The organism is Mucilaginibacter polytrichastri, from assembly GCF_001911425.1.
In the GTDB taxonomy this organism is placed as follows: Bacteria; Bacteroidota; Bacteroidia; order Sphingobacteriales; family Sphingobacteriaceae; genus Mucilaginibacter; species Mucilaginibacter polytrichastri.
Genome location: NZ_MPPL01000001.1, coordinates 4,562,910 through 4,588,497, shown reverse-complemented (window position 1 = coordinate 4,588,497; position 25,588 = coordinate 4,562,910). Strand labels below are relative to the sequence as shown.

Annotated in this window: 18 protein-coding genes and 1 pseudogene; 12 read left to right on the top strand and 7 right to left on the bottom strand. The window is 43.5% G+C overall.

Annotation, left to right across the window (positions count from 1 at the left end; translation table 11 throughout):
- Both RG47T_RS26840 and RG47T_RS19695 read right to left on the bottom strand, forming a co-directional pair.
- Positions 1 to 337, bottom strand: a pseudogene (locus tag RG47T_RS26840) (anthranilate synthase component I family protein); the annotation flags it as partial.
- 234 nt (positions 338 to 571) lie between these two features.
- A complete protein-coding gene (locus RG47T_RS19695; RefSeq protein ID WP_074491158.1) occupies positions 572 to 1,018 on the bottom strand; it encodes a cytochrome B in 447 nt (148 codons plus the stop codon).
- Between the two features lie 150 nt (positions 1,019 to 1,168).
- On the opposite strand from RG47T_RS19695, the gene RG47T_RS19690 reads away from it, so the two are divergent.
- The 6 genes from RG47T_RS19690 (at position 1,169) to RG47T_RS19665 (ending at position 13,244) form a co-directional block, all read left to right on the top strand.
- Complete coding sequence (locus tag RG47T_RS19690) at positions 1,169 to 4,288, top strand: amidohydrolase family protein (RefSeq protein ID WP_074491157.1); 3,120 nt, start codon at positions 1,169 to 1,171, stop codon at positions 4,286 to 4,288.
- Positions 4,289 to 4,309: 21 nt separating this feature from the next.
- Positions 4,310 to 5,626 (top strand): amidohydrolase family protein, encoded by a 1,317-nt coding sequence (locus RG47T_RS19685; protein WP_074491156.1) that lies wholly within the window; start codon positions 4,310 to 4,312, stop codon positions 5,624 to 5,626.
- A gap of 143 nt (positions 5,627 to 5,769) precedes the next feature.
- A complete protein-coding gene (locus tag RG47T_RS19680) occupies positions 5,770 to 6,966 on the top strand; it encodes an ROK family transcriptional regulator (RefSeq protein ID WP_074491155.1) in 1,197 nt (398 codons plus the stop codon).
- Positions 6,967 to 7,033: 67 nt separating this feature from the next.
- Entirely contained in the window at positions 7,034 to 8,956 is a 1,923-nt protein-coding gene (gene nagB / locus RG47T_RS19675) for a glucosamine-6-phosphate deaminase (RefSeq protein ID WP_074491154.1), read from the top strand.
- A gap of 190 nt (positions 8,957 to 9,146) precedes the next feature.
- Entirely contained in the window at positions 9,147 to 10,280 is a 1,134-nt protein-coding gene (locus RG47T_RS19670) for an acyltransferase family protein (RefSeq protein WP_074491153.1), read from the top strand.
- 87 nt (positions 10,281 to 10,367) lie between these two features.
- Entirely contained in the window at positions 10,368 to 13,244 is a 2,877-nt protein-coding gene (locus RG47T_RS19665) for a M16 family metallopeptidase (protein ID WP_074491152.1), read from the top strand.
- 116 nt (positions 13,245 to 13,360) lie between these two features.
- On the opposite strand, the gene RG47T_RS19660 is transcribed toward RG47T_RS19665, so the two are convergent.
- Positions 13,361 to 13,984 carry a hypothetical protein gene (locus RG47T_RS19660; RefSeq protein WP_074491151.1) on the bottom strand — a complete coding sequence of 208 codons (624 nt, stop codon included), beginning with the start codon at positions 13,982 to 13,984 and terminating at the stop codon, positions 13,361 to 13,363.
- 44 nt (positions 13,985 to 14,028) lie between these two features.
- On the opposite strand from RG47T_RS19660, the gene RG47T_RS19655 reads away from it, so the two are divergent.
- Positions 14,029 to 16,641: a ligase-associated DNA damage response DEXH box helicase gene (locus RG47T_RS19655; protein WP_083627466.1), complete on the top strand. Its 2,613-nt coding sequence runs from the start codon at positions 14,029 to 14,031 to the stop codon at positions 16,639 to 16,641.
- Between the two features lie 425 nt (positions 16,642 to 17,066).
- Here the strand turns inward: RG47T_RS19655 and RG47T_RS19645 are convergent, their stop codons facing one another.
- The 3 genes from RG47T_RS19645 to RG47T_RS19635 form a co-directional block, all read right to left on the bottom strand.
- Positions 17,067 to 17,519, bottom strand: coding sequence for a hypothetical protein (locus RG47T_RS19645; RefSeq protein WP_074491149.1), 453 nt, complete (start codon positions 17,517 to 17,519; stop codon positions 17,067 to 17,069).
- A gap of 129 nt (positions 17,520 to 17,648) precedes the next feature.
- Positions 17,649 to 18,212: a DUF922 domain-containing protein gene (locus RG47T_RS19640; protein WP_083627465.1), complete on the bottom strand. Its 564-nt coding sequence runs from the start codon at positions 18,210 to 18,212 to the stop codon at positions 17,649 to 17,651.
- A 17-nt stretch (positions 18,213 to 18,229) separates the two neighbouring features.
- On the bottom strand, positions 18,230 to 19,174 hold the full coding sequence (locus RG47T_RS19635) for an SPFH domain-containing protein (RefSeq protein WP_074491147.1): 945 nt from the start codon (positions 19,172 to 19,174) through the stop codon (positions 18,230 to 18,232).
- A gap of 63 nt (positions 19,175 to 19,237) precedes the next feature.
- On the opposite strand from RG47T_RS19635, the gene RG47T_RS19630 reads away from it, so the two are divergent.
- Complete coding sequence (locus tag RG47T_RS19630; protein WP_074491146.1) at positions 19,238 to 19,426, top strand: hypothetical protein; 189 nt, start codon at positions 19,238 to 19,240, stop codon at positions 19,424 to 19,426.
- A gap of 81 nt (positions 19,427 to 19,507) precedes the next feature.
- Here RG47T_RS19630 and RG47T_RS19625 read toward each other — a convergent pair whose 3' ends face one another.
- Positions 19,508 to 20,077 (bottom strand): C40 family peptidase, encoded by a 570-nt coding sequence (locus RG47T_RS19625; protein ID WP_074491145.1) that lies wholly within the window; start codon positions 20,075 to 20,077, stop codon positions 19,508 to 19,510.
- Between the two features lie 271 nt (positions 20,078 to 20,348).
- On the opposite strand from RG47T_RS19625, the gene pdhA reads away from it, so the two are divergent.
- The 4 genes from pdhA to RG47T_RS19605 all read left to right on the top strand — a co-directional run bounded on the left by pdhA (position 20,349) and on the right by RG47T_RS19605 (position 25,552).
- Positions 20,349 to 21,344 (top strand): pyruvate dehydrogenase (acetyl-transferring) E1 component subunit alpha, encoded by a 996-nt coding sequence (pdhA, locus tag RG47T_RS19620; protein ID WP_074491144.1) that lies wholly within the window; start codon positions 20,349 to 20,351, stop codon positions 21,342 to 21,344.
- Positions 21,345 to 21,375: 31 nt separating this feature from the next.
- Positions 21,376 to 23,031 carry a dihydrolipoyl dehydrogenase family protein gene (locus tag RG47T_RS19615; RefSeq protein WP_074491143.1) on the top strand — a complete coding sequence of 552 codons (1,656 nt, stop codon included), beginning with the start codon at positions 21,376 to 21,378 and terminating at the stop codon, positions 23,029 to 23,031.
- Between the two features lie 141 nt (positions 23,032 to 23,172).
- Complete coding sequence (locus RG47T_RS19610) at positions 23,173 to 23,496, top strand: GIY-YIG nuclease family protein (protein WP_074491142.1); 324 nt, start codon at positions 23,173 to 23,175, stop codon at positions 23,494 to 23,496.
- Between the two features lie 268 nt (positions 23,497 to 23,764).
- Positions 23,765 to 25,552, top strand: a complete 1,788-nt coding sequence (locus RG47T_RS19605; RefSeq protein WP_074491141.1) for a DUF885 domain-containing protein — start codon at positions 23,765 to 23,767, stop codon at positions 25,550 to 25,552.
- The last annotated feature ends 36 nt before the right edge of the window (positions 25,553 to 25,588 follow it).

Sequence of the window (25,588 nt, the reverse complement as noted above, 5' to 3'; positions counted from 1 at the left end):
CAAAAAAGCCGTTAGAAATTATTTTAAGGCCGGGATCATTCACCTCAAAATCTTTCAGAAACTGGTCTACCTCGGTTACCAGGTCAAAACGGCCTTCTTCCAGGGTAAAATGTGTGCCATCGGGGTATTTCTTTTTAAGCTGGCCGTCGGTTAAAACCAACCCGGCAATGGGTTCGCAGCATACATAGCTCATGCTGTTCTCGCGGCTGTGGTAGTCAGAACTTTCCAGCAGTAACGAGTTGGGGAAAACATCGCGCAATCTTAAAAAGATGCTTACCGGTGTGGTGGTATCAGCCAGTAGCTTTTTGTAAGTTGTTTGTATGGTGTGCTTGTTCATTTTTGTTGTTTAAAAAATATTTTTAAATAAAAAGCCCGGCAGAGGTTGCTGCCGGGCTAATATCAGGTTTACAATTGGTTAGTAAAGTCTAATCAATAATCTCCTCCGGCTACCGTAATTTTACGGTGCCACCAGCTTTTGGTTATGAAGTTGATTTTGATCATGTTGGAGAACAAATATTATATATTTAATTGAATACGCAAATTATTTTGTTAAAATAATGTTAATTTTTTTTTATGCCGACGTACCCAATAATGGCACATGCCCTGCGCTAAGTGCCACTACAATGATCACAACGGCCAAAATATAGAATATTGCAATTGTTTTATGCTTAGCCTCAGCGGTATTAGCACGTTTTGATTTGGCATGGCCGATGGTAATAAATACCAGCGCAGCTATCATCATGGTGATGTGTTCTACCGTCCAATAACGGGTGGTTGCATCCTTCATTGTGTTGGCACTGAACTGTACAAACGGACTCAAAAAATATAATACTAAACCAAACAATAATTGAGTGTGTGCCGAGATCATGGCAAACAAATTAACCTTGCGGTTACCCTCTGTGTAGGCTTTTTTACCAAACCAGCCTGCTAATGACTGTATTATAGCCAACAATAACAGGATAGCTACGATATACCTTAATCCAGAGTGGGCATATTTGAAAATAGTATAGGCATTCATGCTTTTTGAATTTATTTTTTGCGAAGATACGATAAAATGAGAGGTCTAAAATCTAAAATTAGCTTGTAACAAATGTATGATCAACGTAATATTATAATATTTTGAACAAAATGTTAAATAATTTAGAGCGATTAAACTCAACTAAACGAAATGAAAAAAATTTTACTTTTCTGTTTTGCCCTGTTGGTCGTTCAACTTACCCGTGCACAAGAAACCTTTCCGGTTAATGGCGCGTGGGATGTAAGGCCCGGGCAGTACGCTTTCACTAACGCCACCATTGTGGTTAGTGGCGAGCAAACATTAACCAACGCTACCTTGTTGGTAAAAGATAGGGTTATAGAAGCTGTTGGTGCGGGTATTGTTATACCCAAAGGCTATGTAACTGTAGATTTAAAAGGCAAATACATTTACCCCGGCCTTGTAGATGCTTACACCACCTATGGTATGCCCGATGCACCACGCCAAACTGCTGCCTTTAATTTTGGCGGCCCGCGGGTGTCTGTACCAGTATCCACCAAAGCCGGTGCTTACGGTTGGAACGAGGCTATCCGGCCGGATGTAAATGCTAAAACTATTTTCCATGTTAATAGCGCCACCGCAGAAGAATATAAGCGTAACGGCTTTGCAGCAGTAAACTCACTGATACGTGATGGTATTGCGCGTGGTACATCTTCGGTAGTATCACTTGCAGACGAGCGCGACAACCTGGTTGTGATCAACGATCAGGCATCGGCTAATTACTCATTTACCAAAGGTACTGCGGCCACCAACTATCCATCATCATTAATGGGTACCATCGCGTTAATTCGCCAAACTTATTTGGATGCTGCATGGTATAAATCTCAAAAAACAGAGTATAATATCTCTTTAAATGAGTTTAACCGTACCCAGGCTTTACCGCAGATTTTTGAGGTAAGCGATATGCAAAGCGCTTTACGTGCCGATAAAATTGCCAAAGAGTTTGGCAAACAATACATCCTTAAATCTGACGGTAAAGAATACCAGAACATTGCTGCTATGAAAGCTACCGGCAGCAGCTTTATTATCCCGCTTAATTTTGCCGCCCCTTATGATGTGGAAGACCCTCTGGATGCCCGCAATATAACTTATGAGCAATTGAAAGACTGGGAATTGGCGCCGACTAACCCTGCAGCTTTAGAAAAAGCAGGTATTAAATTTGCAATTACCTCTTACGGTTTAACCACCTCAAAAGATTTCTGGACTAACTTACGCAGCGCTATTACCAGTGGCCTGACAGAAAAACAAGCATTGGTAGCTTTAACCGAAGCACCTGCCGAAATGCTGGGCGTATCTGATAAAGTAGGTACCCTTGCCAAAGGCAAACTGGCCAACTTTATTATCACATCTGATAATTTGTTTAAGGCAGATAACGTGATCTACGAAACATGGTCGGAAGGCCGCCCCTTTGTAGTGAGCAAAATGGATATAACCGACCTGCGCGGTACTTATGCATTCAAAAGCGATGTATCTAATGGAAGCCTGGCTATCAGTGGTACCCCTGGTACTTACAGCGTAGCATTTGGCCCGGATAGTACCCGCACACCCGGTACCATTACCCGCACAGGCGATCTGTTAGGTATTTATTTTACCTCTCGTCAGCCTGCAGGTACTGTTCGCCTGAGCGGATATATTTCATCAATGTCGCCTGTTACTTTAAGCGGTACAGGTACAGCACCAGATGGTACCGAATTTAAATGGACTGCTGCTTACACCGGCCCGGCTCCTGCCGCACCTGCTGGTGGTGCTGGTTTTGCACGTGGAGGTCAGGGTGGCCCTCAAGCTGGTGGCCCTCGTCAGCCTGCAACTCCTGGCCCTGTTGGTGCAGTTGTTTATCCTTTTGCTGCTTACGGTTATGTTGAAGTACCTAAAGCAGAAACAACACTATTTAAAAATGCTACCGTTTGGACTAACGAAAATGACGGTATCCTTAAAAATACCGACGTATTAATTGAGAACGGTAAAATCAAAGCCATTGGTAAAAACCTGCCTGCAGGTACCGCAAAAGTAATTGATGCAACCGGTAAGCACCTGTCTGCGGGCATTGTAGACGAGCACTCGCACATTGCTGTGACTGGTGGTGTTAACGAAGGTACGCAGGCGGTAACTTCAGAAGTTCGTATTGGCGATGTATTGGATGCTACCGATGTTAACATTTACCGTCAGCTGGCAGGTGGTGTTACCATCTCGCACATTTTGCATGGTTCTGCTAACCCAATTGGTGGCCAAACCTATATCATTAAACACCGTTGGGGCGTTACGCCAGAGCAAATGAAATATGAAGGCGCACCGCAGTTTATCAAATTTGCGTTGGGCGAAAACGTAAAACAAAGTAACTCGCCGCAACAGTTTGGCCCTAATGTGCGTTTTCCGCAAACCCGCATGGGTGTAGAGCAGGTTTATGTAGATGCCTTTACCCGCGCTAAAGAATACAAAGCTGCACGCGCTGTAAAAGGTAACAACGTACGCCGCGACCTGGAACTGGAAGCATTGGCTGAGATCCTCGATGATACACGCCACATTACCTGCCACTCTTACGTACAGTCTGAAATCAACATGCTGATGCACGTTTCAGATAGCATGGGCTTTAAGATCAATACCTTTACCCACATTTTGGAAGGTTATAAAGTTGCTGACAAAATGAAAGCACGCGGTATTGCTGCCTCTACTTTCTCTGATTGGTGGGCTTATAAAATGGAAGTACAGGATGCCATTCCGTACAATGCCAACATCATGACTGCTGAAGGTATTACAGTTGCCATTAACTCTGACGATGCCGAGATGGCCCGCCGCCTTAACCAGGAAGCCGGTAAATCTGTTACCTATGGTAAAATGAGCGAAGAAGAAGCATTGAAGCTGGTTACCCTTAACCCCGCCAAAATGCTGCACATTGACGGCCGTGTAGGTAGTATCAAAGCCGGTAAAGATGCCGATTTGGTATTATGGTCTGCAGACCCGCTTTCTATTTATGCCGTAGCAGAAAAAACTTATGTTGACGGTGTGCCTTATTGGGATTATGAAAAAGACGCTTCACGCCAAAAAGAAATGAAGGCAGAAGAAGGCCGCATTATCCAAAAAATGCTGCAAATTAAAAATGCAGGTTCTGCAACACAACGTGCAGGTGCTCCCCGCCGCCGCCAGTTATACACTTGCGATGATATTGAGGAAAGCGCTTACGTAGTTGCCGATGCATACAATGGCTTGGTACAAGATCAGTCAGCAACTCAGCAATCAGTTCAAAATAAAAAGTAATCCTTTAGCACAGTTTCAATCATGAAAAAGAAAATATTATTAGGTTTTGGAGGATTGCTGCTCACTTCGGTACTTGCCTTCGGACAGGAGACCATAGTGCCTGCCAAGCCTCAAAACGGGCCTATTGTAATTACAGGTGCAACCATCCACATTGGTAACGGCCGCGTAATCAGCAATGGCTATGTTGCCTTTGATAAAGGTAAAATTACCGCCATAGGCGAAGGTGCTGCACCTGCAACAGCAGGTGCTACCGTTGTAGATGCTGCCGGTAAGCAGGTATACCCGGGCTTTATTTGCCCTATTACCACCTTAGGTTTAGTGGAAATTGAAGAAGGTGCCCGTGGTACCGTTGACGATACGGAAACCGGTGAATTGAACCCGCATGTACGTTCATTAATTGCCTATAATACAGATTCTAAGGTGATCCCTACTGTACGTGCTAACGGTATTTTGTTGGCGCAGCCAACTCCCGAAGGCGGTGGTATCTCCGGCCAATCATCTGTGATGATGCTTGATGGCTGGAACTGGGAAGATGCCGCTTACAAAAAAGATATCGGTATACACCTTACATGGCCGGTTGCGCGTGCAGCCCGTGGCCGCAGAGGCGCCGGTGCCCCACAAACAGGAGAAACACCTGCCGAGCGTGCACAAAAACAAATAGATGCAATTTACAGCCTGTTTGCGCAAGCACAGGGCTATGCAGCCGGTGGTAAGCCTGCGGTACACAATTTGCGTTTAGATGCAATGGTTGGGCTTTTTAACGGTACTAAAAAAGTATTTATTAATGCCGATGGCGCAAAAGAGATTGAACAAGCTGTGGCTTTTGCCAAAAAGTTTAATGTCTCTGCTGTTATTGTAGGTGGTAAAGAATCTTATATCGTAGCCGATCTGTTGAAGCAAAACAACATTCCGGTTATTATTAAAGAAACCCAGACCTTGCCTGACAAAGATGAAGACGACGTTTACCTGCCTTATAAATTACCGCACCTGTTGCAGGATGCGGGTGTATTGTACGGCTTAACCGGTATCGGTTTCTGGCGTCAGCGCAACCTGCCTTTCGAGGCTGGCGAGGCTGTTGGCTATGGCTTAACCAAAGAGCAGGCCTTATCAATGATTACCATCAATAACGCCAAAATTTTAGGTATCGATAAAACTACCGGTACGTTAGAAGTTGGTAAAGATGCCAACCTGTTTGTTTCTGCAGGCGATGCGCTTGATATGTTAACGCTGGATGTTACCAGCGAATATATTCAGGGCCGTAACATCGACCTGAACAATAAGCATAAACAGCTTTATAAAAAGTTCAGCGATAAATATGGTAATCCTGTTAAGCTGTAAAAACTGAATAACTATTAACTATTAATACGGCCCCGGCAATTTATTGCCGGGGTTTTTTGTTGATCATTTAACTCCAAAATACTTTTTAAATTTTTTTAAAAAGTATTTTGGAGTTATTAAAAATTTAATTTAAGTTTGTGTAGATGGAGGTTAAAGCCAAAACAGATAAGCAAAGCGGACTGACTGATAAAGTCTTAAAGCACTTCTATTTTAATGAAGAGCTTTCGTGTGCTGAGGTAAGCGACCATCTGGATAAAAGTATTCCGTTAGTAGCCAAGTCTATCAATGAATTGGTGGCCGAAGGCTTTGTGATAGAGCAAGGTTATGCCCAATCCAGCGGGGGGCGCAGGCCACTAAAATATAGCATCAAAGCAGACGCGTTATACATTGTGGCTGTAGCTATGGATCAATTATCTGTCCGCATTGGATTATTTGATTTGCTGAATGAACCCATTGTCGCCGTACAATCATTCGAACTTAAATTATTAAATAATGATGAGGCGCTTAAAACACTCATCAACTACATTAATAAATATATTGCCGCATCCGGCATTGCTAAAGAAAAAATTGCCGGTATAGGTATCGGTATGCCGGGCTTTATCAATATTACAGAGGGTATTAACTACACCTATCTGGATGCCAACGGGCAAAACCTGCGCTATTATATTGGCGAAGCTACAGGCCTGCCCGTTTTTATCGATAACGACTCGAGCTTAATAGCCCTGGCCGAACAACGTTTTGGTGCTGCCAAAGCCGAGCAGGAAGTAATGGTAATTAACCTGGGTTGGGGTATTGGTTTAGGGATGATCATTAACGGTAAACTTTTCCGCGGCTATGATGGCTTTGCGGGCGAACTAAGCCACATACCTTTGTCAGAAGGTGGCGCTTTGTGTAACTGTGGTAAACAAGGTTGCCTGGAGGCAGAAGCGTCTATGCTGGCCGTTGCTGAAAAAGCGATAGCAGGTATTAAGGACGGTAAAATCTCGAGCCTGCAGCATATTGTCAATTACTCTGCAAGAATGGCGGGTGATGCCATTATGGAAGCGGCGAATAACGGCGACCATTTCGCGATAGACTTATTGGCAGATGCCGGGTATAAAATTGGTACGGCATTGGCCATCCTTACCCACATCATGAACCCGCAAACTATTGTGTTGAGCGGCCGAGGGGCACGGGTTGGCAAAATTTTATTAGCGCCCATACAACAGGCCATGAATAAATATTGCATTCCGCGTTTGGTAAGCAACACCCGGTTAAAGGTATCAGAATTAGGTTTTGATGCCGAACTGGTTGGTGCCGCTGTACTGGTGATGGAGAATTACAATAAAGAGAAAGTATAAGCAGCTCCGTTATTAAGCGGAGTTTTTTATGCAGTTAATATTAAGATACATATAAAAAAAGCTAAATATGGCACGTTTAAATCTTCTGGAAGAAACCCGGTACGAGAAATTACCGGTAACGGTATACCCCAACCAGCAAATTGCTTCGGTACAGGTAGCCAAACGTATTGCTGACCTTATTAAGGCAAGGCAAACAAGCGGCGGCAAAGCCGTATTGGGTTTGGCAACAGGTGTAACACCAATTAAAGTATACCAGGAACTGGTACGCCTGCACAAGGAAGAAGGCCTTAGCTTTAAAAATGTAATCACCTTTAACCTGGATGAGTACTACCCGATGCAGCCAACTGCTGCGCAAAGCTATGTGACCTTCATGAACGAAAATCTTTTCGATCATATTGATATCGAAAAAAGCAATATTCACATCCCGGATGGCACTTTAAGCCCTGATGCTGTTGCTGCATTTTGCCTCAACTACGAAAAACAGATTGAAGAATTAGGCGGCCTGGATATGCAGATTTTGGGTATCGGCCGTACAGGTCACATCGGTTTTAACGAGCCGGGTTCGGCGCCAAACTCGGGTACACGTTTGGTTACGCTAGATGACCTTACCCGCAGTGATGCCGCCCGCGATTTTGGTGGTAAGCAAAACGTGCCAACCAAGGCAATCACCATGGGTGTGGGTACCATTTTTAAAGCCCGTGAAATTGTTTTGATGGCATGGAGCCAGAAGAAAGCGCCGATTATTAAAAAAGCTGTTGAAGGTGAGATTTCCGGCGATGTGCCGGCTACTTACCTGCAACTTTCTCAGCATGTAGAATTTGTTTTGGATGAGGGTGCTGCATCAGAATTAACCCGTTTTGATACCCCATGGTTGGTTAAAGATTGCGTGTGGACTAACATCCTGAAAAAGAAAGCCGTGATCTGGCTGGCTACAACGGTTAAAAAACCGATCCTGAAACTAACAGAGGATGATTATAACAACCATGGCATGGCGCAATTAGCGGTAGAACAAGGCCCGGTTTATAACATCAACATTGATATTTTTAACCAGATTCAGCATACCATTACCGGTTGGCCGGGTGGTAAGCCCAATGCCGACGACTCACAACGCCCGGAAAGAGCTAACCCTGCCAAAAAGCGTTCGATTGTGTTTTCTCCGCACCCGGATGATGACGTGATCTCAATGGGCGGTACCTTTATTCGCCTGGTTGACCAGGGGCACGAAGTGCACGTAGCTTACCAAACTTCTGGTAATACCGCAGTTTGGGACGATGACGTTTTACGCTACATGGAATTTGCCATTGATTTTGAAGGCAGCCGTGGCGCAGATAATTCTGAGCTGAAAAGGATCTACGATAACATGCGTACATTCCTGGCATCTAAACAGCCTAACCAGATCGATACAAAGGAAATTCGTAATGTAAAAGGTTTTATCCGTAAAACAGAAGCTATCTCAGGAGCCCGCTATGCAGGTTTGCCAGATGAGAATATCCATTTTATGGCATTGCCTTTTTACGAAACCGGTAAAACACAAAAAAATTCGGTAGGCGAAGAGGATATCCTTTTAACTATGGAGCTGCTGCAAAAAATAAAACCACACCAGGTATTTGCCGCCGGCGATTTTGCCGATCCGCATGGTACCCACCTGGTTTGTTTTAATATTATACTGGCAGCACTGCAACGCCTGGCCCAAACCGAAGAATGGGTTAAAGACTGCTGGATGTGGCTTTACCGCGGTGCCTGGTTTGAATTTGAAACTCATGAGATTGAAATGGCCGTGCCGCTTTCTCCGCAAGAGGTATTGCGTAAACGTAACGCTATCTTCAAACACCAGTCGCAAAAAGACAGGCCTGTTTTCCCTGGCGATGATGCCCGCGAATTTTGGGTACGTGCCGAAGATCGTAACGCAGATACCGCCCGTTGCTACAACGATCTTGGCCTGGCCGAGTACGCTGCAATGGAAGCATTTGTGCGCTATAAATTTATATAACGTTAAACGTTAAAGATCTCTCACTCGGATCGGGCCGGGTTCGGATTTGTCCGGATCTGGCCCTGGCCCGAATATTAAAAGGCTTCTTGTTTTATTCAAGAAGCCTTTTTTTGTACCTGTGGTATTTGATTAGTTCGGCAAAAACTTTAAATTACAATCCAGTTTATAAACCTGATTATACGATAACCCCATGACATCAGAACTAACGGCAAAACCAGCCCGGCTACTTTCACTTGATATTTTTCGCGGCTTTACCATGGCCGCCATGATATTGGTAAATGATCCCGGAGACTGGGCGCATATTTACCCGCCGCTGGAGCATGCGGTATGGAACGGTTGTACCCCCACAGACCTTATTTTTCCGTCGTTCTTATTTATGGCAGGGGTATCTATTGTATATGCTATGCAGGGTAAAAAGGCAGATACCGCTAACCATACCAAAATGCTGCTGCATGCTTTTCGCCGCATGGTAACGCTGATTATCATTAGCTGGCTTATCCAGTTATTTTATCACCCTAGTTTAAGTCATTTGCGTTTCCCGGGTGTATTGCAACGCATTGCTGTGGTTTATTTTATTGCTACTTTTTTGTATCTAAAAAGCAGTCAGAAAGCGCTCGACTGGATGCTGGGTATCTCGCTGGTGGGTTACTATATCATCATGACGTTTATCCCTGTACCGGATGGCCATGCGCCAAACCTGGAACCTGAAACCAATATGGGGGCTTGGATTGACAGGCTTGTGTTTACTACTAACCACCTGTGGGCATCGTCCAAAACCTGGGACCCTGAAGGATTGCTGGGTGTGCTTCCATCTGTGGGTACTGCTCTTTTTGGGATGCGGGTAGGCACCTGGATAAAACGTACAGACCGCGATAGCAACACAAAAACAGCCTGGTTATTTACTTATGGTATTTTAGCAATTGTGGCAGGGTTAATCTGGGATTTGTTTTTCCCTATTAACAAAGCACTGTGGTCAAGCTCATATGTATTGTATGCAGGTGGCATATCAACTGTGGGCTTAACGCTGGCTTACTGGTTTATAGATGTACAGGGACATAAGAAACTTTTTTGGCCGTTCCTGGTGTTTGGTGCCAATTCTATCAGTGCCTATATACTGGCCGATATTGTTCCGGGGTTAATCAACTTTATTAAAGTTAACCATAATGGCAAAAAAATGGGCGGTATGGATTACCTGTATCAAACGCTGTTTGCACCGCATTTTTCGCCGGTAAATGCTTCTGTTATTGATGCCCTTGTTTTTGTATTGCTTATCTGGGTTATGATGTATCCATTATACATTAAGAAGATCATTATTAAAGTGTAATTAAGTATTATTCTTATTCATTTAATTATATTTTTGGGTTTAAATGTTCTTCCATTTCATTTAACACTCAGACCCCAATTTTTTTATATGAATTTTAACAAGGGATATACGTACGCGGCTATTGTACTTTTTGTAGCAGCCAATGCTTCTTTTGCACAGGTTAAAAGAAAACCTGTGGTATCGCCGCGCGAAAAACCGATAACTGCCGTAACCGTTAAAGGTGATATTATACCGGCAGACCCGGCTGTAATTATCGGTAAATTGCCCAACGGCCTTACTTACTACATCCGCAAAAATGTGGAGCCTAAAAACCGCGCCGAGCTTTACCTGGTAAACAAGGTAGGATCTGTATTAGAAAGCGATCCGCAACAAGGCCTTGCCCACTTTACCGAGCACATGGCCTTTAATGGCACCCGCGATTTTCCTAAAAATCAGCTGGTAAATTACCTGCAAAAATCTGGTGTTAAGTTTGGCGCCGATCTAAATGCTTATACGTCCTTCGATGAAACCGTATTCCAGCTGCCTTTACCTACAGATAGTGTTAAGATTTTTGAAAAAGGATTTTCAATTCTGTCCAACTGGGCAGGCTACGTAAGTTTCGATACCGACGAAATTAACAGCGAACGCGGTGTGGTTTTGGAAGAAGAACGCTTGCGCGGTAAAAATGCCCAGCAACGCTTACAGCAACAATGGCTACCTGTTGTGCTTAATAATTCGCGTTATGCGCAACGTTTGCCTATTGGTAAAGTAGATATCCTGAAAACTTTTCAGCCAGAAACTATTAAAAGTTTTTACCATGATTGGTATCGCCCCGATTTGCAAGCGGTAGTTGTGGTGGGCGATTTTGACCCTAAAAAAGTTGAGCAACTAATTAAGGATAACTTTTCGGCATTAAAAAACCCGGCTAATGAGCGTGCACGAACTAAATATACAGTGCCTTATGAAGCCGGTACAAAAGTGAAGATTGCTACCGATAAGGAGTTTCCTTATACCATGGCGCAAATTTTTATTAAGCACCCAAAAGATAACGATAAAACAACTATCGGTTACCTGGAAGATATGCGGACCAATATTTTTAATCAGATGTTGAACAACCGCTTAAGTGAACTGACGCAAAAAGCCGATCCGCCGTTTTTGTTTGGACAGGTAAATTACAGTGGCTTTTTGGGTAGCCAGGATGCATTGACTGAAATTGCGGTAGCTAAATCAGCCGATCAGCTGAAGCTTGCTATTGATGCCGTATTGAATGAAACCGAGCGTGCCCGTAAATTTGGTTTTACCGAAACCGAGTTTACCCGCGCCAAAGAAGCAACGATGGTAGCCATGGAAAATGCCTGGAAAGAACGCGATAAAACCAAGTCGGTATCTTTTGTGGGCGAGTATCAGCGTAATTTCCTGGAGTCGGAACCAATCCCAGGGATAGACTGGGAATACCAGTTCCACAAAAACAACATCAATAAAATTAAGCTGAACGAAATTAACGCGCTGGCCGGTAAATTTATAAGCGACCAAAACCGTGATATTATTATCATGGCGCCCGAAAAGGAAAAAGCGAAACTACCTAACGAAGCCACCGTACTAAGTTGGGTTAATACCGCAGGCAAAGGTGCTACAGCTTATGTTGATAATGTAAGCACCCAGCCTTTGCTGGCTACACCGCCTGTTGCAGGCAAAGTTACAGCCGAGCAAAAAGATGCATTGGTTGGCACCACTACCCTAACTTTATCAAACGGGGTTAAGGTAATCTTAAAACCAACCGACTTTAAAAATGATGAGATCCTGATAACAGGATATGGTATGGGTGGTACTTCATTAGCGCCCGATGCTGATTTTATTTCTGACAACATGGCCGACAATATTGTGGGCAGCAGCGGTATTGCCGGTTTTAACCAGATTCAGCTTGCTAAAATGCTGTCGGGTAAAAATGTTAATGTAACGCCATATATTAATGAAAACAGCGAAGGTATTTCTGGCAGTACATCGCCAAAAGATTTTGAAACTGCGCTGCAGTTAATATACCTGTATTTTACCCAACCCCGTAAAGATGCCGATATCTGGCAGTCTACACTAACGCAAACCAAATCTGTATTGGCCAACCGCAGCCTCGACCCACAAAGTGTTTTTGCTGATACGGTGGCGGCTACTTTAAGCCAGCATAACTTTAGGCGTATAACGCCTACTGTTGCGCAACTTAATACTGCCAGCCTTGATAAAGCATATGCTTTTTACAAAAGCCGTTTTGCCGATGCCGGCGGTTTTACATTTACCCTGGTAGGTAACTTTGATGCCGAACAAATTAAGCCCTTGCTTGAGCAATACTTAGGCAGCCTGCCGGCTACCAACAGCCACGAAACATACAAAGACCTGGGCATACGTGCGCCGCAAGGGCTGGTTACTAAAACAGTTTACAAAGGTATTGGCGATAAAAGCGTTGTGCAGTTAGTGTTTAGCGGTAATTATGATTATAACGAAAGCAATAACCTGCAAATGGATGCGCTTGAAGAAGTGCTGAACATTAAACTGATTGAGCGCCTGCGCGAAAAAGAAAGCGGTGTTTATTCGCCACAGATCAGAGCTAGTTACAGCAAAATTCCGGTTGGTAGGTATAACATTACCGTGAGTTTTAGCTGTGCACCTGCTAATGTTGACAAGCTGATTGCTGCAACTATGGAAGAAATAGCTAAAGTTAAAGAGAGCGGTGCCCAACAGGTAGATGTAGAGAAGTTTACAGCCGAAGAAAAACGATCTACCGAAGTGCAGTTAAAAGAAAACAGTTTCTGGTTAGGTCATTTAAGCGGCTCGTCTCAAACGGGTACCAATCCCGATCTGGTTTTAGATCACATTAAAAACCTCAGCCAGATAACCCCGCAAACGGTTAAAGATGCTGCCAATAAATATCTGAGCGGTACTAACCTGATTAAATTGATCCTGTATCCTGAAAAGAATAGCCAGGCAGTAAAATAGTTTAGAAGATACATCCAAAGGCACAAAGTATTGTGCCTTTACATTGAACAGCCCTCAATTGAGGGCTGTTTTTGTTATCATATAGGTAGATACAAGTATTGTGCCTCTAGTGAAATTTACTTCTTCACCATAACATACTGCGCATTTGGATGCATCGACAAATAGCCGCTAGCTGCATCTTTTGGTGCATGTATCAATACGCCGGTACACTTATCACCTTTATCAATCTCGAAAGAAATACCCTCTTTGGTATCATCATACACCTTTAAGGTGTCGGTGCCTGTAATATAATTTGCAATGTGCTTTACATGAAAATGCTTGCCAATTTCTGTCAGCGTTAAGCCTGTACCAACACCTTGTATGGTTTTAAAGTAAGGTGATGTAACGCGGATCAGTTTTACGCGGCTTGTATTATCGTCCTTGCCACCCATCATCCGGTGCGAATATACATCGGTTTGGTAGCCCGATGTATCATGCTTGGCAAACCAGGTAGTAAAAGCTGCACCCATGGCGGCATCGCCCCGGTCGGCTTTACCCAGTTTAAGGCTTACCGAATCCAGGCTTTCATTGAGGTGTGTTAAGCCTATACTTTTCCCGGGGTCTATTAACTGAGCTGCACTAACGGGTGGCAGTTTTACAGTATCTTTAGTACTGGTTACAGCATGTAGGTTTGTTACAGTTTTCTGTTTACAGGCAAGGGCCAGGCAAAGCAGCGGCAGGATAAAATATTTTTTATGCATGCTAATCCTAAACAACTATTGTACCGTTAATGTATTAGTATTGAATGGACAAAGGGCAGCAGATAATAAAAGAATGGTATAAGTACAAAAAGTGGAAGCAGTTTCCGTTTCAGCTCGAAATGATGGATGCTTATCTGTCTGGTTATTCGGGCTTGCTGAACGCGCCTACTGGTAGCGGTAAAACCTTTGCCCTGTTTCTGCCATTTTTGGCCGGTTACATTAACCAGTATCCAGACACCTACCAAAGGCAAACCAACAATGGCCTGCGCATGCTTTGGATAACTCCGTTAAGGGCCTTAACCAATGATATCCGCAAGGCTATGCAAGAGGTATGCGATGATCTCGACATCCCCTGGAACATCGCCACACGTACCGGCGACACCCCGGCAGCAGAAAAACAAGCCTTAAAAAGAAAGCTGCCCGAAGTACTACTCACCACGCCCGAAAGCCTGCACCTGATGCTTGCCCAAAAAGATTATCCCAATATGTTTAAGAATTTGGAGGTAGTTGTAATAGATGAGTGGCACGAGTTATTGGGGACGAAAAGGGGGGTGCAGGTAGAATTAGGACTATCACGCTTGCGCAAGTTGTCTGTTGTCGGTTCTCAGTTGTCCGAAAACCCCGTATCGGATAAGGGCCGACAACCGATAACTGACACCCGGCAACTAAAAATCTGGGGCATTAGTGCAACCATCGGCAATCTCGAGCAAGCAGCTGATGTTCTCCTTGGCAATAACTTCCCAACCGACCGGGTAAAAATGGTGCGGGCCAATGTGGATAAGAAGATTGTGATTAAATCGGTAATCCCGCAAAGTGTTGAGAACTACTCGTGGACAGGGCACATTGGTTTGGCCTTGTTGCCGGAGGTGATGGAAATTGTGGCTAAAAGTACCACAACGCTGATATTTACCAATACCAGGGCACAGTCTGAGATCTGGTATCATGCTATTCTGGATAATTATCCCGAGTATGCCGGCATTATGGCCATGCACCACGGTTCGCTGGATAATGAGTTGCGCAACTGGGTGGAAAAAGCCCTGCATGAAGGAGCCTTGAAGCTGGTTGTATGTACCTCTAGTTTAGACTTAGGCGTTGATTTTAGGCCTGTAGATACCGTGATACAGATAGGCAGCCCCAAAGGTGTAGCCCGTTTTATGCAGCGCGCCGGCAGGAGCGGGCATCACCCGGGGGCTACGTCAAAGGTTTGGTTTATCCCAACCCATTCAATGGAATTACTGGAGGGTGCCGCTTTAAAACAGGCCATGATCAACGGAAATTTCGAGAGCCGCGACCCGGTTTTGCTGGCTATGGATGTGCTGATCCAGTACATGGTTACGCTGGCCGTATCAGACGGGTTCAGAGCTGATGAACTTTTTAAGGAAGTAAAATCAACCTATGCCTTTGCAGATCTTAGGGAGAGGGAGTTTGGCCAGTTGCTCGATTTTATTACCACAGGTGGCAGCACACTTTCGCAGTATGATGAGTTTTTAAAGGTAGAAATAGAGAATGGCCTATATAAAGTGAACAGCCGCCGGGTAGCTATGCGCCACCGGTTGAGCATCGGTACCATTACCAGCGAAGTAAGCCTGCGGGTAAAACTGTTGCATGGGGGAGGCCTGGGGTCTATCGAAGAATATTTTATATCGCGCTTAAAGCCTGGCGATACCTTTTGGTTTGCAGGCCGAAGCCTGGAGTTTATACGGGTGAAGGAAATGACTGCTTTCGTGAAAAAATCGACCGCCAAAAAAGGAATGATCCCAAGCTGGCTGGGGGGCAGGATGCCGCTATCATCGCAACTGGCGGCTGTATTTCGCGATAAACTTGATGAGGTAGCGCGGGGAATAGAGCAGGATGAAGAGGTGATTGCGCTGAAGCCTTTATTTAACCTGCAATCGCAATTGTCGCACTTGCCGCAAAGCCACGAGTTTTTAATCGAATCATTCCGTTCAAGGGATGGTCATCATTTGCTGTTTTATCCTTTCGAAGGGCGACTGGTGCATGAGGGCATGGCATCGCTTATTGCATTCCGCTTATCTAAATTAAAAAAAGCCACTTTCTCTATCGCGATGAACGATTATGGGTTTGAATTGCTAACAGACGATGATGTATTGCTGAAAGAAGCCTTGGAGCAGGACCTTTTCTCGATCCATAACCTGTTGGAAGATATTCAGCATAGCTTAAATGCGAATGAAATGGCCCGCAGGCGCTTTAGGGATATTGCACACATTGGTGGGTTGGTTTTTACAGGCTATCCCGGCCAGCCGGTTAAAAACAGGCATTTGCAGGCGTCAACATCTTTACTGTTCGAGGTATTCAGCGAGTACGAACCTAATAACCTGCTGGTTCGGCAGGCTTACAATGAGGCACTGGCTTTCCAGTTAGAAGAGTTTCGGTTGCGAGCGGCATTGCAGCGCATAAGTAAACAGCAGGTTATTATCAAAGAAATTGACCGGCCTACACCATTTGCATTCCCGATTATGGTTGATAGCCTGCGCGAAAAACTAACTACCGAAACACTCGAAGAGCGTGTAACCAAAATGGCCCGCGATTATGATGTGGAGGTAAAGACTAAGAAAGAAATTAAAGAGAGTGCACCACCAGAGCCGAGAAGAAAAAGCTTTTTTACAGGCAACCCTGGCAGGGGTAGGCGGAAATAAGTCCATCCGTCCTGCCGAAATTATTTCGGTATCCCACAGGACAGGTCGCAGACTTTGATTGTTAGCTTAGCATGTGGGATCCTGAAACAAGTTCACTGTTGTCCGGTAAAACTTAATCAGGTATCTGAAATATGCCTTTAAGCACTCAAAAAAGCCATTTTTCATTGTGTTTGTAAAAGTAAGGCCTATGCTTTTTGCTGAAGCTTTTTTGTTTTCGAAAACCGGCTGTCCGGTAAAAATTCGAGAATAATCGTTGGTTTCTTTCAATTAGACCCTTTATGGTTATGATATAGCCTTTTACGAAAACTTTTGTGGAAAATATTGCAGCTATTTCGATTCCGGCTGTCCGGTAAACTTTTTAAAGAAAACTTTTACCGGACAACAGTGAAACAAGTTCAGGATGACCGGTGAGAAGAATATCTATTTCACATCTTAACCCTGTGCGTTTTAATAACCACACCATAAGTTTTATTAGTGAAGCCATAAAGTTTTTCCAGTGTAGCCTGGTCAAGAATTTTTATGCTGCCGAAATTTTCGTCGTTAATGCCAAGTAAGGTCATTTCGTAGCCACTGTTCAGCATATTGCCATTAATAAAGTAAATTACATTACTATCATCAGCAGGGTCGGGTACGGCTCTACCATATTCTGATGACTTAGCGCTTAGGTAGGCCCAGTATTTTTTGCGTACTACAGGCTTTGTGTAATAATGCGCACCATCTTTATCCATTTGCACAGATGCAAGCTGATCAACCTTTATTTTATTTGCCTCGCGCGCTGTAGCTTTTACACCATCTATATAATAGGCCTTGGGCGAGTTTTGTGCAAACCCGGCAACGCCGATCATCATAAATGCTGCAATTAAAACAAAGGCCTTCATTGGATACTAATATAGATACTATTTAGCAGGGGTTTTCTTTGTTTTAATAATCACACCGTAAGGTTTATCGATAAATGCTGATAACAAGATATTCTTTTTCATGATGTATAAGGTGTTTGATTAAGCTTATTACCTGCCATTACTGGCCATTTTTATGTTATTATACTGGCTCAATTGCGATTTAAAATACAAGTTCCAACTGTTTTGCTGTGCACGGTTTTGCATGTGGCTGGTATCCTCGTCATAATCGGTGTTCAGCTGGCTATACTTCTTTTTAATGGCATTAAAAACGGTATTTACCTGCTGTTCATAATTGCTGCCGAAATGCATATTGTTAAATACGCTTTGCATTTCTTGCTGCATCAGGTAAGCAAATATATAATGGCCTTGCTCGTGTTTCAAAACCTCAGCCAGCATTTCGGGCGAATTAACCCGCATACGGTCTATCCAGGATCTGTCTTTATTCATCTTCATGCTGATAAAGAAAGTAAGATTATAATTGCCCTTGTACACCATAGGTTTATAGCTAAAATCTACCATACAATTGGTATAAGCGATATTGCCGCTACCGCGTTCCGGTGTTCCCTCAAAGTCGGCAGCATTGAGCTGGTGGTATGATTGTGCTTTTACAGTGTACACGCTGGTAAAAATGAAGGCCATTACACAAATCAAACGCACGTATCCAGCTCTCATATCGGGGTTAGTTTTTCTTATTTTTTGTTCGACTGCTGGTCACTTAAAAGGTTTAAACTCATCATTTCTTTCATGGTGTGCTGCATACTGTCTGCCGATCCGTCTAAAAAGATCACGTTTCCTTTAGAGTTTTCAGAGAAGTGTTTAATGGCCTCAGTCCACATAGTGAACAGGATTACGGAGGTATCCATATTGGCGTGCTGCATTTCTTTGGCGGCAACTGTCATCCCCTTGGCCACCTCCTCGCGGAATAATGCTACACCCTGCCCGCGTAATTGTGAAGCCTGACGTTCGGCCTCGGCAGCAATCTTAATGGCGTTACCTTCGGCCTCGGCAGCTTTCGTTTTAGTGATCAATAAAGCCTGGCCTTCGTTTTCGGCAGCGGCTTTTAAGTTGCTGGATGCCACCACCTGGCTCATTGATTTCATAATCACTTCGTCAAAGGTTATGTCGTTCAATTGCAGATCCTGCAAGTGATAACCCCAGCCTTCCAGTATAGCATCTATCTGGTCTTTCACATGCTCCACAATATCTTTACGCAGAATCAATACGTCCGACTGGCGCTTGGTGGCCACAAATGCACGGATAGAACCTTCGATGGTGCGCACCAGAGCCTGCATCAGGTTACGGTCGTCAATAAACTTAAAGGCTACGTTTTTAATGGTTTCCTCGTTCTGGTCCATTACAGAGTAGAGTAGCATAGCCTTAAAATAAACATTGGCCTGATCGATAGTAACGGCCTGAAACTCGAGTTCTACCGAGCGGTTCTGGATAGAGATACGGGTGTAAAGCTGCTCTATAATAGGGAGCTTGAAGTTTAAGCCAGGCAGCATAATGCGTTTATACTTGCCAAATACGGTTACTACACCTATAGTACCCTGTTTAATGGTAACCGCTGTAGAAAACATTACGATTACCACAATTATTATCAAAAGATAAAACAATATTGCTGTTGGTGCCATTATTAGCTAATAAATTAAGAGATCAATAACGCAGTTAATATACTCAATTTTAAATATTTAACAATGAATTTAAAACGTACTTTCGGGGCTGTACTTACCATTTTAGGTATAATAGGGCTAATTTATACTGGTATCGGTATTATACAGCATAGTGGCAATGTTACAACAATGGTAGTTGTTGGCATTATATCGTTGTTGTTTTTCTTCTCGGGCATAGGCCTGGTGCGCGATACAACAGACAATGCTAAATAATCAGGCAGTTTTTCTGGTTCAAAAAAAATCCTTTCGGTTACGAAAGGATTTTTTTAGTACTTGTGATATGAATTAGAGGTTTTATTGTACGTCGCTCGATTTTTCGAGTTGTTCTTTAAACACATCTAATAAACGGCCGCCTTTGTAAAAGTAGCGGTTGTAATAAGGGTCGTCGAGGTTGCTGATAGCCACGCCTTTCATAGAGGCGTGCGCAAAACGGCCGGCACCCAGGTAAATGCCCACGTGCGATATGCTGCGGCTGTGAATTTTAAAGAAAACTAAATCGCCTTCTTTTAAGTCATCTTTACCAACAGGGCTAACCATGCTAAAAATATCGCGCGAGTTACGCTTGATAGTTAAGTTAAAAACGTTGGTGTAAAGTTGCTTGGTAAAGGCCGAACAATCGATGCCTTTTTTAGAGTTTCCACCGAAACGGTAAGGGGTACCAACCCAGTCGTACACAAATTGAAATAGCTTTACGTTAGACGTTGCTGATAAAGCAACACCCATAACTTGTGAAAAGTAATCTTTTGCTAAGCTTTGCTCCTCATCTGTCGGTTTATCGGCAGTGGCGTTTGGAACGCTTTTTGTTTGGGCCTGAGATCCTAAGATACTCAGCATTAGGGCGATAGCGAGGACGTATTTCTTCATTTAAATCGGTTAACTCGTTAGTTTAAACTTCAGTTGTACTTTAAACAATACACATATGTCTGTTGTTTCATACAAAGGTATATTTATTTCTAAAGAAACAAAATTTGAAACAAAATAAACTTTTGGTTAATTACCAGCGCTTTTAAAGGCCTATTGTCATTTAAATGTAGTGCAATAATAATAATTCATAACAAATGTGTTGTAGTTTCCTTTTTTTAACAGATATAATTAGATTTGCGCTTTCTCTAAAAAGAAACGGATCGTTTAACAGATGAGTTCAATTGAAATAACTAAAGACACCTACCTTCATTGGTACGAGTCAATGCTGCTGATGCGCAAGTTCGAAGAAAAAACCGGACAACTATACGGACAGCAAAAGATCAGAGGTTTTTGTCACTTATATATTGGCCAGGAAGCTGTATTAGCTGGGGCAATGTCTGTGCTTAAACACGAAGATAGTTTGATTACCGCATACCGTGATCACGCACATGCAATTGCAAAAGGCACACATCCAAACGCTGTAATGGCCGAGATGTATGGTAAAATTACCGGTTGCTCCAGAGGCAAAGGCGGATCGATGCACATGTTTGACAAGGAAAACAAATTCTTTGGCGGGCATGGTATTGTTGGTGGCCAGATCCCATTGGGTGCAGGTATTGCATTTGCCGAACAGTATGCAGGTACAGACAGTGTTTGTGTTACATACATGGGCGATGGTGCCGTACGTCAGGGTGCATTAAACGAAACTTTTAACATGGCTGCCTTATGGAAGCTACCTGTAATTTTTGTTTGCGAAAACAATGGTTATGCTATGGGTACTTCTGTTGCGCGTACCACTATCGAAACTGATATATACAAATTGGGTATCCCTTATGGTATCCCGTCATCACCGGTTGATGGTATGGACCCGGTTGCTGTTCACAATGCGATGAACGAAGCTGTTGACCGCGCACGTGCCGGCGAAGGACCAACCTTTTTGGAGATGCGTACTTACCGTTACAAAGGCCACTCGATGAGCGACCCGCAAAAATACCGTACCAAAGAAGAGGTTGAAAGCTACAAAGCTAAAGACCCGATCGAAATCGTAAAACAAGCTATTGAAGCCAATAGCTATGCAGACGAGAAATGGTTTGAGGAAATTGAAGCGAAAATTAAAGCACAGGTGGACGAGGCAGTTAAATTTGCTGAAGAATCTCCTTGGCCGGATGCATCTGAACTGTATACCGATGTATACGTACAGAAAGATTATCCTTACATCAAAGACTAAATTTATATATCAAAATATTTATCAATAAACTATGGCCGAAGTAGTAAAGATGCCTAAAATGAGTGACACCATGACCGAAGGTGTTGTTGCAAAGTGGCACAAAAAGGTTGGCGATAAAGTTAAATCGGGCGATGTATTAGCCGAGATTGAAACTGATAAAGCTACCATGGATTTTGAATCATACCAGGATGGTACTTTATTATACATCGGTGTTGAAGAAGGCAGCGCTGTACCGGTAGACCAGGTTATTGCTGTTTTAGGTAAAGAGGGAGAGGACTATAAAGCCGCCCTTAGCGCTGAGGCACCTGCACCAGCGGCTGCTGCCGAAGCTGCCCCTGCTCCGCAACCAGCTGCAGATACTTCAAAACCTGCGGCTCCTGCTGTCGACCTTTCCAGCATCCCTGCAATTGTGATCCGTATGCCGCTTTTAAGCGATACCATGACAGAGGGTACCATTGAAAAATGGAACTTTAAAGTTGGCGATAAAGTAAAAGCAGATGATTCACTGGCTGATGTAGCAACCGATAAGGCTACCATGGATGTTGTTGGATATGAAGCAGGCACCTTGCTTTACATTGGTGTAAAAGAAGGCGAAGCTGCCCAGGTAAATGATATTATTGCTATTGTAGGTAAAGAAGGAACCGACATTACCCCGTTGTTACAACAAGGTAATGCTGCACCGGCACCAGCTGCAACTGCCGATGCTTCGCCTAACGCGGCTCCTGTAGCTGCTAAAGAAGAAGCAGCGGCACCGTCTGACGCTACCGGTTCGCCGGAAGATGATAGCCGTGTTAAAGCATCGCCATTAGCCCGCAAAATAGCTAAAGATAAAGGCATCAACTTAAACGATGTTAAAGGCAGCGCAGAAGGCGGCCGCATTGTGAAAAAGGATGTTGAAGAATATACACCATCAGCCAAACCGGCTGCTGTCCCTGCAGAATCTGCAAGTGCTGCGCCTGCTGCCAAAGCTGTTGCACCTATCTCTTTACCAACTGTTTTAGGCGAAGAGAAATTTACCGAGAAACCGGTTACGCAAATGCGTAAGGTAATTGGTAAACGTTTGGCCGAAAGCTTGTTCACTGCTCCGCATTTCTATGTAACCATGTCAATAGATATGGATGCAGCTATCGCAGCACGTGTCAAGATCAATGAAGTAGCGCCTGTTAAAATATCATTTAACGATTTCGTGCTGAAAGCTTGTGCTGTTGCCTTAAAACAACACCCAGCTATCAACTCATCATGGTTGGGCGATAAGATACGTACCAATGAGCACGTAAGCATCGGTGTTGCCGTTGCAGTTGACGAAGGTTTATTAGTACCGGTTATTAAATTTGCAGATAGCAAATCATTAAGCCACCTTTCTGTTGAAGTAAAAGAATTTGCTAAAAAAGCGAAAGATAAAAAACTTCAGCCTAACGAAATGGAAGGTTCAACCTTTACCATCTCTAACTTAGGTATGTTTGGTGTTGATGAATTCACCGCAATTATTAATACACCAAATGCTGCTATCCTAGCGGTTAGCGGTATCCAACAAGTGCCTGTTGTTAAAAACGGCGCTGTAGTGCCAGGTAACGTAATGAAAGTAACCCTAAGCAGCGATCACCGTGTGGTTGATGGCGCTTCGGCAGCAGCTTTTTTATTAACCCTTAAATCATTATTAGAAGAGCCGGTTAGGTTATTAATCTAATACAGCATTTGATATAAATATTGAAGCCCTTTGGAGATTTCCAAAGGGCTTTTTTGTTGGTGTAGCTCCCTTTGTCATTCAGAGCGATAGCGAAGAATCTTCTGCGTCATGTAAGTTCGCAAGCAAGTATTATATTAGGTTATGCCTAATTATAATTTCTACACCTACATGCTAACTAACTCGAGCAAAACTGTCTTATACACCCGCGTAACGAACAATCTGGACAGAAGGTTATACGAACACTATTTCAATGAAGGTTCTAAAAATACTTTCACCAGTAAATACAAATGTTACTATTTGGTATGGTTCGAAAGACATCAATATATCGACCACGCTATTGAAAGAGAGAAAGAAATTAAAGGCTGGAGTCGCGAGAAGAAGTCAAACTTAATTGAAGATGAAAATCCTTTCTGGAATTTCTTAAATAAGGATATAATGGATTGGCCGCCTTTAAAAATGTCGTAGACCTATTAGTTGAAGAAGATTCTTCGCTATCGCTCTGAATGACAAAAGTGTTTTATACTTGTCATTCCTCGCGCGCGTTTGCAACGCGTGCGTATTGGTAGGGCATTTATAATGCCCGGTTGAATAGCATTGCAAATGCTTCGCCATATTAAGCACGTGTTGCAAATGCGCGCAAGGATTATTATATTTTTCCTCAGTAAGCACTCAAACTAGCTTTTGTTCGCTAACACTTAAATGCCTACTTTTAAACATTAACCCCTATAACACGATGAAAAAAATTTATACGCTATTGTGCGTTGCCGCTTTGTTTACAGCTTGTAAGCAGCCTGGTGCCAGCACGTCGTCAACAACAACATCTGGCAGTAAGGATATTGCCAGGTTGTTTGACAGCTATTATGAAGACCGCCTGAAGCTGTACCCGATGGAGGCTACCTATGCCGGTGATAATCGTTATAATGATCTGTTGCCCAATGATGGCTCGGCAGCATTTATTAAACAGTCGCATGATTTTTATGCAGACTATTTAAACAAGCTTAAAGCCTTTAAACGAGAAGACCTGAACGAAGAAGATCAATTATCGTATGATATTTTCAATTACGAAATGGGCATTAATATTGCCGGTTACGCGCATCATTTTGAGTACCTGCCAATGAACCAGTTTTTTTCGCTGCCATTGGCTTTCGGTCAGCTGGGTTCTGGTACCGGAGCGCAGCCATTTAAAACCGTTAAAGATTATGATAACTGGTTAAAAAGGGTATCTGCATTTAAAGTATGGGCCGATACCGCTAAAGCTAATTTTGATAAAGGCATTAAGGCAGGCGATGTATTGCCTAAAGCATTGGTGGTAAAAATGATCCCGCAAATGGAAAGCATGATCGTAGCATCGCCAGAAAAAAGTTTGTTCTACGGGCCGATTGACAGCTTGCCAAAAAGTTTCTCTGATGCTGATAAGAAACGTTTAACTGAGGCTTACAAAACAGCTATCATGACCCAAATCGTACCAACCTATAAAGGTTTAGGCGACTACCTTAAAACTACTTATTTGCCACATGCACGCGCTACTTCGGGCTACGCTGCCATTACAGATGGCGCCGGTATGTACAAGTATTTGGTAAAGCAACAGACTACCACTGATAAAACGCCTGAAGAGATTCATGCGCTGGGTTTAAAGGAAGTTGCACGCATCAGAATGGAGATGGATAGCATCAAAAACAAAGTTGGTTTTAAGGGTGATTTAAAAGCGTTTTTCGAGTATATGAAAAACGACCCTAAGTTTATGCCATATAAAACACCTAAAGAGGTTTTGGATGCTTTCGATAATATCCACAAACGGATGGAGCCAAACCTGAAGAAGATGTTTAACCATGTGCCTAAAACACCTTTCGAAATTCGCCAAACTGAGGCCTTCCGTGCTGCATCGGCCAGTGCCGAGTACAACCAGGGTAGTGCCGACGGCAGCCGCCCGGGTATATTTTATGTGCCTATTTTAGATGCTACCAAATTTAACACCACTTCGGGTATGGAATCATTGTTTTTGCACGAAGCAATCCCTGGTCACCATTACCAGATCTCTTTAACGCAGGAAAATACCTCATTGCCTAAATTTCGCCGTTTTGGTGGCGATAATGCTTATGTAGAAGGCTGGGCATTGTATTGCGAATCATTAGGTAAAGAGCTTGGTTTGTACACCGACCCTTACCAGCATATGGGTGCCCTAGGTGATGAAATGCACCGTGCCGTACGTTTAGTGGTAGATGTGGCCATCCATACCAAAGGCATGACCCGCGAGGAAGCCATTAAATATATGATGGATAACGAAGCCATCAGCGAACAAGGCGCCACTGCCGAAATTGAGCGTTACATGGCCATCCCGGGCCAGGCGTTAGGCTATAAGATTGGGGCATTAAAAATCCGTGAATTGCGTACCAAAGCAGAAAAAGAGCTGGGCAGCAAATTTGACCTGGCCGAGTTCCACAACCAGATCTTAAAAGATGGTTCAATGCCGTTAGCGGTTTTAGAAACCAAGATTGATGCCTGGATAGCCAAGCAGAAGTAGATTTAAAATCGAGAGTCGAGAATCAGGAATCAAGAT